We start from the raw sequence: 10,507 nt of genomic DNA on the forward strand, positions 1-10,507 counted from the left end.
GTGTCCTTCGCTATTGTGGTGACGCTCAACCCGCCATGCCGGGCTTGAGCACGATCTTGGTCGTCTCGTTCTGGTGGTTCTTGAACAGGTCATAGCCCTTGGGCGCATCGGTCAGCGGCATGCGATGCGAGATGAGGAACTCGGTATCGATCTTGTCCTCCATGATCGCATTGAGCAGCGCCGGCATGTAATGCTGGACGTGGGTCTGCCCGGTCTTGAGCGTCAGCCCCTTTTCCATGAACGCGCCGAGCGGGAATTTGTCGACGAAGCCGCCATAGACCGCCGGCATCGAGACCCGGCCGCCCTTGCGGCAGGCGATGATCGCCTGACGGATCGAATGCGGGCGATCGGTGCCGAGGAAGGTCGACGCCTTGATCTGATCGATGATGTTGTCGACGAACATGCCGTGCGCCTCGAGCCCGACCGCGTCGATTACCGCATCGGGACCGATGCCGCCGGTCATCTCCATCAGCGCCTCATAGGTGGCGCTCTCCTCGAAGTTGATCGTCTCGGCGCCGAACCGCTTGGCGAGTTCGAGCCGGTGCGGGAAATGATCGATCGCGATGACGCGTTCGGCGCCCATCAGGAACGCCGACTGGACGGCGAACAGCCCGACCGGGCCGCAACCCCAGACCGCGACGGTATCGCCCGGCTCGATCTGCGCATATTCCGCCGCCTGCCAGCCGGTCGGCAGGATGTCGGAGAGGAACAGCACCTTGTCGTCGTCGACGCCGTCGGGAATGACGATCGGGCCGACGTCGCTGAACGGCACGCGGACATATTCCGCCTGGCCGCCGGCATAGCCGCCGGTCATATGACTATAACCGAACAGGCCCGACATCTCGTGCCCGTACAGCTCCTGCGCGATATCCTGATTGTCCGCCGGCAGGCCGTTCGGGCAGGCGGAATATTGATGCTTGTTGCAATGGTAGCAACTGCCGCAGGCAATGGTGAAGGGCACGACGACGCGCTGGCCCTTCTTGAGCGTCGACTTCGGCCCGACCTCGACCACTTCGCCCATGAATTCGTGGCCGAGGATGTCGCCGGCCTGCATCGTCGGGATATAGCCGTCATAGAGATGAAGGTCGGAGCCGCAGATCGCGGTCGACGTCACCTTGATGATGCAATCGCGCGGGTTGACGATCTCGGGATCGTCGACGGTGTCGATGCGGACGTCGTGCTTACCGTGCCAGGCGAGTGCTTTCACAGCCCCATCTCCTCATATTGCTTGGGGTTCATCGCCGGGGTGGCGACCTCTCCGGTCTCCATCAGCTGCTTGAAGCGGCGCAGGTCGCGGCGCGCCTGGATGGCCGGCTCGCGCTGAAACATCTTGGCGATCAGCTTGCCGATCGTGCCGCCGGGCGGGTCGTAGGCGATCGTCGCGGTCACCACGGTGCCGCGCGCGCCGGCATCCCGGAACTCGATGCGGCCCGAATTGGCGATGTCGGCGCCGGGCTGCGAGGTCCAGGCGATCAGCCGGTCGGGCTCTTCCTGGGTGATGCGCGCATCCCATTCCATCGTCGCGCCGGCCGGCGCCTTGACCACCCAATGCGACACCTTGGGATCGGCGACGGTGATCGAGACGATATTTTCCATGAAGTGCGGCAGATTGGTGAAATCACGGAAATAGGCGAACAGCTCGTTCGCCGGGCGGTCGATCGTCACCGATCGGCCGACGACGGAACTGCCCTTGCCCTCGATCAGCGAGGCGGTGGCGGCGTCGGCGGCATCGCCGTGCTTCTTAGTGGTGGGCGGCGCATCATCGCGTCGGTCGGTCATGCTGGTCTCCCTTCGCAAGACCGCCCCAACCGCTCGGAATCCGTCTACGTTCCTGTCGTTACGCGTCCAGATTCAATTAGATAAAGACGATTGCCGCCCATGGGGGGGGCGCCAGCGCCGCCAGCGACGGGAGTCCATGACGTATCTCGACGGGATCGGCGGGGACCGTCAGCGCGGCAGGAGCGGCTGGTGCGGGACCTCCCCGCCGGAGCGGGGAGGTGGTGGACAGGGCTGGATTCGAACCAGCGTACGCTTGCACGGGCAGATTTACAGTCTGCTGCCTTTAACCACTCGGCCACCTGTCCAGATGGGCCGCTTCGCTGAAGCGAGGCGGCCTATTGGCGAAGCGCAGCGCGGCTGTCAACGCGGTTGCGGCGGTTTTTCACCGAACCGTCACGCGCTTGCGCGAAGCGCCCGGCCCGCCTAGCAGCAGCGGCATCATGTTCAAGCCGACCGCCCCTGCCCTTCTCCGCCCCATCGGAGCGCTGCGCTGATGGCGCGGCGTGGCCATCGCCCGTCGACGGGCACCGCCAACCGCCCCAAATTCTGGGGCCGGCATCCGGTCACCGCGGCACTCGCCAATCCCAACCGGGTGGTACGCAAATTGTGGGGGACGCGCGAGGCGCTCGGCTCGCTCGACATTCCGGCGTCGCTGCCGGTGGTCTATGCCGATGTCGCCGATCTCGGCCGGCTGGTGCCGTCCGACGCGCCGCATCAGGGCCTCGTCGCCGAGGTCGAGCCGCTCGACGACATCTGGCTGCAGGACCTGCTGATCGACGGCAAGGACGACCAGCGTCCGCTGGTGGTGCTCGACCAGGTCACCGATCCGCACAATGTCGGCGCGATCCTGCGCTCGGCCGCGGCGTTCGACGCGCTCGGCATCGTCACGCAGGACCGCCACGCCCCGCCCGAGAGCGGTACGGTCGCCCGCTCGGCGTCGGGCGCGCTCGAGACGGTGCCGTGGGTGCGCGTCGTCAACCTCGCCCGCGCGCTCGAGGAGATCGCCGAGGCGGGCTTCTGGCGGATCGGGCTCACCGGCCATGCCGACCAGACTTTGGGGCAGGCGATGGGGTCGCAGCGGATCTGCATCGTGCTCGGCGCCGAGGGCGAAGGCATGCGCCAGAATACTGAGGCGCATTGCGACGAGCTCGCCAAGCTGCCGATCAGCGGCAAGGTGGAGAGCCTCAACGTGTCGAACGCGGCGGCGATTGCGCTTTATGCGGTGGCGGCGCGGTAGCAGGCGTCCATGCTTAGGAGAGTGTGGACGACCTATCCGGACTTATGCGAGCCAGTATTCCCGCGCAGGCGGGAATCCAGTGGCCAAGCAGAGCAACCCCTGATTTCTCAAAGAAACACTGGGCTCCCGCCTGCGCGGGATCACTGTTGAGATTGGTTGATGCCTCAGCAGAGCAAACGCGGATTGGCGAATTTCCAATCGCCTCTCCGCGATTTCATCCACTAACCTAAACCACCCCGGCGCAGGCCGGGGTCCAGTCGGGTAACACTAGCGATCACTTACGATGCGCTCCCACCTGAACCCCGGCCTTCGCCGGGGTGGTCGATCAACGGGGCGAAGTTCTTCCCGCTGAACGACGCCGGGAAGCGCCGTCCGCTCAATCCTCTGCGGCGATGGTGACCTTGAGGCCGTCGAGCGCGGGCGTCATCTGGATCTGGCACGACAGGCGCGAGGTGGCGTCGCGCTCGTCGCTCGAATCGAGCAGATCGTCCTCGTCGGGGCCCATCGCGGGCAGCTTGTCGGTGAAGGCGGGGTCGACGTGGACGTGGCAGGTGGCGCAGCTGCAGCAGCCGCCGCATAGCGCGAGCAGCTCGTCAATGCCGGCGTCGCGGATCACCTCCATCACCGACAGGCCGGTTTCGCCCATGATCTCACGTTCTTCCCCCTCGCGCGTAACGACGATAAGCTTGGGCATGACAGTCTCCGATGATGGCAGTCGCGGCCATGCCGTGCCGGTGCGCCGGGATCAAGCCGCGTGGGTATCCGCATGGGCCTGACCGCCGAACAGATTCGCACGGCGATGGATGCACTTGCCGCGGTCGAGCCGGCCTTCGCCAGCGGCCTTGCCCGGGTCGGCTACCCGCCGCCGCGGGTACGCGAGCGCGGCTATGCGACGCTGTTGCGGACGATCCTGGGGCAACAGGTCAGCGTCGCCTCCGCCGCTGCGGTCTATCGCAAGCTCGAATCTCTGGTCGGTGATCCGGGCGATCCGCACACCATCCTCGCCGCGAGCGACGAGACGCTGCGCGCCGCCGGCCTGTCGCGGCAGAAGGCGAGCTATGTCCGCAGCCTCGCCGAGGAGGTGACGAGCGGCCGGCTCGACCTCGCCCATTTGCCCGAGGATGATGAGGCGGCGATCGCGCAGCTCGTCCGCGTCAAGGGGATCGGGCGCTGGTCGGCGGAGATCTACCTGCTGTTCGCCGAGGGGCGGCCGGATATCTGGCCGGCGGGCGACCTGGCGGTGCAGATCGAGGTCGGCCGGCTGCTCGGCCACGAAGCGCGCCCGTCGGAGAAACTGACGCGCGACCTCGCCGAGGCGTGGCGGCCGCATCGCGGCGCGCTCGCCATCTTCACCTGGCATCATTACGGCGCCGGACCGGATGTCGACGCGTCGCCGGTCTAATCGGACAGGTGTTTGATAAGATGGATTGAACCGGGAGCGCGACAGGCCGCTTGCCGCCGCCCGCGGCTTCCGCCACACACCGGCGCCATGACGCCACCCGCCTCTGCCCCCGCCGTGTCGCTGTCCGGCAGCCATCGCAGCGTCGCGGTGCCGAGCGGCGGTGCGGGCTGGCGGCGGCTCGGGGCGTTCATGGGGCCGGGCTTCCTCGTCGCGGTCGGCTATATGGACCCGGGCAATTGGGCGACCGACATCGCCGGCGGCTCGGCGTTCGGTTATACGCTGCTGTCGGTCATCCTGCTCTCGAATCTGATGGCGATCGTCTTGCAGGCGCTGTCGGCGCGGCTCGGCATCGCCGCGGGGCTGGATCTCGCGCAGGCGTGCCGGGCCTATTACAGCAAGCCGGTGGCGCTGCTGCTCTGGCTGCTCGCCGAGATCGCGATCATCGCCTGCGACCTGGCCGAGGTGCTCGGCACCGCGATCGCGCTGCAACTGCTGTTCGGCATTCCCTTGGTGTGGGGCGTGATCGTCACCGCCGCCGACGTCTTCCTGATCCTCGCGCTGCAACGCTTCGGCTTCCGCAAGCTGGAAGCGTTCATCGTCGCCTTGCTGCTGATCATCGCCGGCTGCTTCGCCTTCGAGCTTTTCCACGCCAGACCCGACGTCGGTGGCATGCTCGCCGGGCTGGTGCCGTCACCCGGGATCATCACCGATCCGGCGAAACTGTACCTCGCGATCGGCATCCTCGGCGCGACGGTGATGCCGCACAACCTCTACCTCCATTCCTCGCTCGTGCAGACGCGTGCATTCGAGCGCAGCGACGCGGGCAAGGCGGATGCGGCGAAGATGGCGACGATCGACAGCACGATCGCGCTCGGCCTCGCCTTCTTCATCAACGCCGCGATCCTGATCGTCGCCGCCGCGGTCTTCCATACCGCCGGCCGCACCGAGATCGCCGAGATCGACGAAGCCTATCGCCTGCTCGCGCCGATGATGGGCGTCGGCGCGGCGAGCATCGTCTTCGGCGTCGCGCTGCTCGCCTCGGGACAGAATTCGACGATCACCGGCACGCTCGCCGGGCAGATCGTGATGGAGGGGTTCCTCCATCTCCGGCTGCCGAGCTGGCTGCGCCGACTGGTGACGCGGTTGCTGGCGATCATCCCGGCGGTGATCGTCGTCGGCGCGAGCGGCGAAGGCGGCGCGACGCGGCTGCTGGTGCTGAGCCAGGTGGTACTCAGCCTCCAGCTGCCCTTTGCCGTCGTGCCGCTGGTGCTGTTCACCGGCCAAACGCGGGTGATGGGCCGTTTCGTCAGCCCGCTGTGGCTGCGCGGACTCGCCTGGCTGATCGCGGCGATCATCGTCGTGCTCAACCTGACCTTATTGATCAGCATGCTATAAGCTTCGAAAATGGCCGTTTTCGCGCTCGACAGGCGCGACGCGGCAGCCTTTCTTCGTCTCCTCTTGCTTCGGACATGCCGTGACAGACAGCCAAGCCGCCGCCCCGATCGCGTCTGCCCCCCGCCCCGCGCCGCCCGCGCTCGCCTCGGCGATCGTCGACACGCTGGTGCATCGCATCGGCAAGGACGCGCAGGCGGCACGGCCGCACGACTGGCTCGCCGCGACGATCTTCACGCTGCGCAACGAGATCATCGAACGCTGGATGGAATCGACCAAGGCGGCGCATGCCGCGGGGGCCAAGCGGGTCTATTACCTCAGCCTGGAATTCCTGATCGGGCGGCTGCTGCGCGACGCGCTCTCCAACCTGCGCCATAATGACGAGGTCGGCGAGGCGCTCGCCAGCCTCGGCGTCGATCTCGCCGCGATCGAGGAGATCGAGCCCGATGCCGCGCTCGGCAACGGCGGCCTCGGCCGGCTCGCCGCCTGCTTCATGGAGAGCCTCGCCAGCCTCGACCTGCCCGCCTACGGCTATGGCATCCGCTATGTGAACGGCATGTTCCGCCAGCGGCTCGACGACGGCTGGCAGGTCGAGCTCCCCGAGAACTGGCTCGCGCATGGCAATCCGTGGGAGTTCGAACGGCGCGAGAGCGCCTATTTCGTCGGCTTCGGCGGCGAGGTGACGCAGACCGCGGCGGGTCAGGTGCATTGGTCGCCCGCCGAGGCGGTCGAGGCGGTGGCGGTCGATACGCCGATGGTCGGCTGGCGCGGCAAGCGCGTCAACACGCTGCGGCTGTGGAATGCGCGCGCCTTCGATCCGATCAAGCTCGACCGGTTCAACGCCGGCGATTTCGAAGGCGCGCTCGCCGGCCAGTTGCGCGCCGAGACGCTGACCCGCGTCCTCTACCCCAATGACAGCACGCCGGCCGGGCAGGAGCTGCGGCTGCGCCAAGAATATTTCTTCTCCTCGGCGTCGATCCAGGACATCGTCCGCCGTCACCTGCAATATTTTGGCGATATCCGCACCCTGCCCGACAAGGCGGCGATCCAGCTCAACGACACGCATCCGGCGGTGTCGGTCGCCGAGCTGATGCGGCTGCTGGTCGATTTCCACGAACTCACCTTCGATGAGGCGTGGGACATCACCCGTGCGACCTTTGGCTATACCAACCATACCCTGCTGCCCGAGGCGCTGGAAAGCTGGCCGCTGCCGCTGTTCGAGCGGCTGCTGCCGCGGCACATGCAGATCGTCTATGCGATCAACGCCAAGTTGCTCCGCGAGGCGTCGGCGGTGGAGGGCATCGACGGCAATGCGATCGCCGCGATCAGCCTGATCGACGAGGGCGGCGAACGGCGCGTCCGCATGGCCAATCTCGCCTTTGCCGGCAGCCACAGCGTCAACGGCGTCGCCGCGCTGCATACCGAACTGATGAAGCAGACGGTGTTCGCCGATCTGCACCGCCTCTATCCGACGCGGATCAACAACAAGACCAACGGCATCACCCCGCGCCGCTGGCTGCAACAGTGCAATCCGGCCCTCACGACGCTGCTGACCGAGGCGATCGGCGACGGATTCCAGGATGATGCCGCGCGGCTCAGCGCGCTGGCGCCGTTCGCGGACGATGCGGGTTTCCGGGAGCGTTTCGCTGCCGTTAAGCGTTCCAACAAGGTGACGCTGGCGACCTATATCAAAGAAAGCATGGGATTGTCGCTCGACCCCGATGCGATCTTCGACGTCCAGATCAAACGCATTCACGAATATAAGCGCCAGCTGCTCAACATCGTCGAGGCGGTCGCGCTCTACGACCAGATCCGCAGCCATCCCGAACGCCGCTGGACGCCGCGCGTCAAGCTGTTCGCCGGCAAGGCGGCGTCGAGCTATTACAACGCCAAGCTGATCATCAAGCTCGCCAACGACGTCGCCAAGCGGATCAATGCCGACCCCATGGTCGGCGATCTGCTCAAGGTGGCGTTCGTCCCCAATTACAACGTCAGCCTCGCCGAGAAGATCATCCCCGCCGCCGACCTCTCCGAGCAGATCTCGACCGCTGGGATGGAAGCCTCGGGCACCGGCAACATGAAGTTCGCGCTCAACGGCGCGCTGACGATCGGCACGCTCGACGGCGCCAATATCGAGATCAAGGATCACGTCGGCGACGATCATATCTTCATCTTCGGCCTGACCGCCGACGAGGTCGCCGACAAGCGCGCGCACGGCTATCGCGGGCGCGAGGTGATCGAGGGGTCGCGCGAGCTGGCGCAGGCGGTCAACGCCATCGCCTCCGGCGTCTTCTCGCCCGACGATCCCAATCGCTACAAGGGGTTGATGGACGGCCTCTACGAGCATGACTGGTTCATGCTCGCCGCCGATTTCGATGCCTATGCCGCCGCGCAGCGCAACGTCGACGCCCGCTTCGGCGACCGGCCGGCGTGGGACCGGTCGGCGGTGCTCAACGTCGCCAATATGGGGTGGTTCTCGTCGGACCGGACGATCGGCGAATATGCCAGGCAGATCTGGGGTGTGATGTGACGCCGCCGCGTGGCGCCATCGCTGCACTGCTGGAAGGGCGTCACGACGATCCGTTCTCGCTGCTCGGCAGTTTCACCGGACCGGCGGGCACCTTCGCGCGCACGCTGATCCCCGGCGCCGAGACGGCCGAGGCGCACGATCTGTCCGGCGTGTCGCTCGGCCGGCTGACCCGGATCGACGATCGTGGGCTGTTCGAAGGGACGATCGCCGGCGATCCGCAGCCGATCGCCTATCGCGCGCAGGGCTATGGCGCCGAATGGTGGGTGACCGATCCGTACAGCTTCGGCCCGGTGCTCGGCCCGACCGACGATTATCTGATCGCGGAAGGATCGCATTTCCGCCTCTACGACAAGATGGGCGCGCACCTCATCACCCATCAGGGCGCGGCGGGGGTGCATTTCGCGGTCTGGGCGCCCAACGCGCGACGCGTCTCGGTGGTCGGCGACTTCAACGACTGGAACGATACGCGCCATGTGATGCGCCGCCGCGGTGACATCGGCGTGTGGGAGATCTTCCTGCCCGACATCGGCGCCGGCCGCAGCTACAAATTCGCCATCCTCGGCCCCGACGGCACGCTCCAGCCGCTCAAAGCCGATCCCTTCGCCTTCGCCGCCGAGCTGCGCCCGAAGACCGCGTCGCTGACCACCGCGCCGCCGAGCCACGTCTGGGGCGATGCCGCGCATCGGCAGACCTGGTCGACGGTCGATCCGCGCCGCGTGCCGGTGAGCATCTACGAAGTGCATGCCGGCAGCTGGGATCGCGACGCCAATGGCTGGTATCTGTCGTGGGATGCGCTCGCCGACCGGCTGATCCCCTATGTCGTCGATATGGGTTTCACCCATATCGAGTTCATGCCGATCAGCGAACATCCCTATGATCCGTCATGGGGATATCAGACCACCGGGCTCTACGCCCCGTCGGCGCGGTTCGGCGATCCCGACGGCTTCGCGCGCTTCGTCGACGGTGCGCATCGCGCCGGCATCGGCGTGCTGCTCGACTGGGTGCCGGCGCATTTCCCGGTCGATCCGCACGGCCTCACCCGTTTCGACGGCACCGCGCTCTACGAGCATGAGGACCCGCGGCTCGGCTTCCACCCCGACTGGCAGACCGCGATCTACAATTTCGGGCGGCGCGAGGTGCGCTCGTTCCTGATCAACAACGCGCTGTTCTGGGCGGAGCGCTACCATGTCGACGGGCTGCGCGTCGATGCGGTCGCCTCGATGCTCTACCGCGACTACAGCCGCGAGGCGGGCGAGTGGATCCCCAATGGCGAGGGCGGGCGCGAGAATTGGGAGGCGGTCGGCTTCCTGCGCGACATGAACCGCGCGCTTTACGGCAAGGAAGACGGCGTCTTCACCGTCGCCGAGGAATCGACGAGCTGGCCCGGCGTCTCGGCCCCGGCCTTCGACGACGGGCCGCGCACCAATCTCGGCTTCGGGTTCAAATGGAACATGGGCTGGATGCACGACACGCTCCAGTATTTTGCGCGCGAGCCCGTCCATCGCCGTCATCATCACGGCGAGATCACCTTCGGCTTCGTCTATGCCTTCGACGAGAATTTCGTGCTGCCGCTCAGCCACGACGAGGTGGTGCACGGCAAGGGATCACTCCTCACCAAGATGGCGGGCGACGACTGGCAGCAATTCGCCAACCTGCGCGCCTATTACGCCTTCATGTGGGGCTATCCCGGCAAGAAGCTGCTGTTCATGGGACAGGAATTCGCGCAGCGGCAGGAATGGAGCGAGGATCGCGCGCTCGACTGGCATCTCGACCGGTCGGCGGCGCATGGCGGCGTGCGCAAGCTCGTCCGCGACCTCAACCGCCTGTATCGCGACACGCCGGCGCTGCATGCGCGCGACTGCGAGCCCGACGGGTTCGAATGGCTGATCGGCGACGATGCCGCCAATTCGGTCTTCGCCTGGCTGCGCAAGGCGCCCGGCGAGCGACCAGTCGCGGTGATCGCCAATCTGACGCCGGTAGCGCGGGCGCCCTATCGCATCCCGCTGCCGCACGACGGGCGCTGGCGCGAGATCATCAATTCCGACGCGCATGACTATTGGGGCTCGGGCCTCGGCAATCTCGGCGGGGTCGAGGCGCAGGGCGGCGCGGCCTGGGTGACGCTGCCGCCGCTCGCCACGGTGATGCTGCAATTCGACGGCTGACCGGC

8 protein-coding genes and 1 tRNA gene are annotated in these 10,507 nt (G+C 66.7%); 5 read left to right on the plus strand and 4 right to left on the minus strand.

Features of this window, described 5'->3' with window-relative positions; all coding sequences use genetic code 11:
• Positions 1-25: 25 nt before the first annotated feature.
• From BW41_RS18795 to BW41_RS18805, 3 genes are all read right to left on the minus strand, one after another.
• A complete protein-coding gene (locus BW41_RS18795; protein WP_037536610.1) occupies positions 26-1,207 on the minus strand; it encodes a zinc-dependent alcohol dehydrogenase in 1,182 nt (393 codons plus the stop codon).
• Positions 1,204-1,779, minus strand: coding sequence for an SRPBCC family protein (locus BW41_RS18800; protein ID WP_037536611.1), 576 nt, complete (start codon positions 1,777-1,779; stop codon positions 1,204-1,206). Before BW41_RS18800 ends, BW41_RS18795 begins: the two co-directional genes overlap by 4 nt.
• Positions 1,780-1,998: 219 nt before the next feature.
• A tRNA-Tyr gene (locus tag BW41_RS18805) sits at positions 1,999-2,084 on the minus strand.
• Positions 2,085-2,272: 188 nt separating this feature from the next.
• Between BW41_RS18805 and rlmB the strand changes: the two genes are divergently transcribed.
• Positions 2,273-3,016 carry a 23S rRNA (guanosine(2251)-2'-O)-methyltransferase RlmB gene (gene rlmB, locus BW41_RS18810; RefSeq protein WP_037536613.1) on the plus strand — a complete coding sequence of 248 codons (744 nt, stop codon included), beginning with the start codon at positions 2,273-2,275 and terminating at the stop codon, positions 3,014-3,016.
• A 376-nt stretch (positions 3,017-3,392) separates the two neighbouring features.
• Here rlmB and BW41_RS18815 read toward each other — a convergent pair whose 3' ends face one another.
• Positions 3,393-3,710: a 2Fe-2S iron-sulfur cluster-binding protein gene (locus BW41_RS18815; protein ID WP_037536615.1), complete on the minus strand. Its 318-nt coding sequence runs from the start codon at positions 3,708-3,710 to the stop codon at positions 3,393-3,395.
• A gap of 72 nt (positions 3,711-3,782) precedes the next feature.
• Here BW41_RS18815 and BW41_RS18820 point away from each other — a divergent pair, with 72 nt between their 5' ends.
• The 4 genes from BW41_RS18820 (at position 3,783) to glgB (ending at position 10,502) form a co-directional block, all read left to right on the plus strand.
• Positions 3,783-4,418 carry a DNA-3-methyladenine glycosylase family protein gene (locus BW41_RS18820; RefSeq protein WP_037536617.1) on the plus strand — a complete coding sequence of 212 codons (636 nt, stop codon included), beginning with the start codon at positions 3,783-3,785 and terminating at the stop codon, positions 4,416-4,418.
• Between the two features lie 87 nt (positions 4,419-4,505).
• Entirely contained in the window at positions 4,506-5,813 is a 1,308-nt protein-coding gene (locus BW41_RS18825; RefSeq protein ID WP_037536619.1) for an Nramp family divalent metal transporter, read from the plus strand.
• Positions 5,814-5,892: 79 nt separating this feature from the next.
• Positions 5,893-8,340 (plus strand): glycogen/starch/alpha-glucan phosphorylase, encoded by a 2,448-nt coding sequence (locus BW41_RS18830; RefSeq protein WP_037536621.1) that lies wholly within the window; start codon positions 5,893-5,895, stop codon positions 8,338-8,340.
• The gene (gene glgB / locus BW41_RS18835; RefSeq protein WP_037536623.1) at positions 8,337-10,502 is read left to right on the plus strand and encodes a 1,4-alpha-glucan branching protein GlgB; all 2,166 of its coding nucleotides are present in this window, start codon (positions 8,337-8,339) and stop codon (positions 10,500-10,502) included. Before BW41_RS18830 ends, glgB begins: the two co-directional genes overlap by 4 nt.
• Positions 10,503-10,507: the final 5 nt, after the last annotated feature.

The organism is Sphingomonas sp. RIT328 (assembly GCF_000632225.1).
GTDB classification, from domain to species: Bacteria; Pseudomonadota; Alphaproteobacteria; order Sphingomonadales; family Sphingomonadaceae; genus Sphingomonas; species Sphingomonas kyungheensis.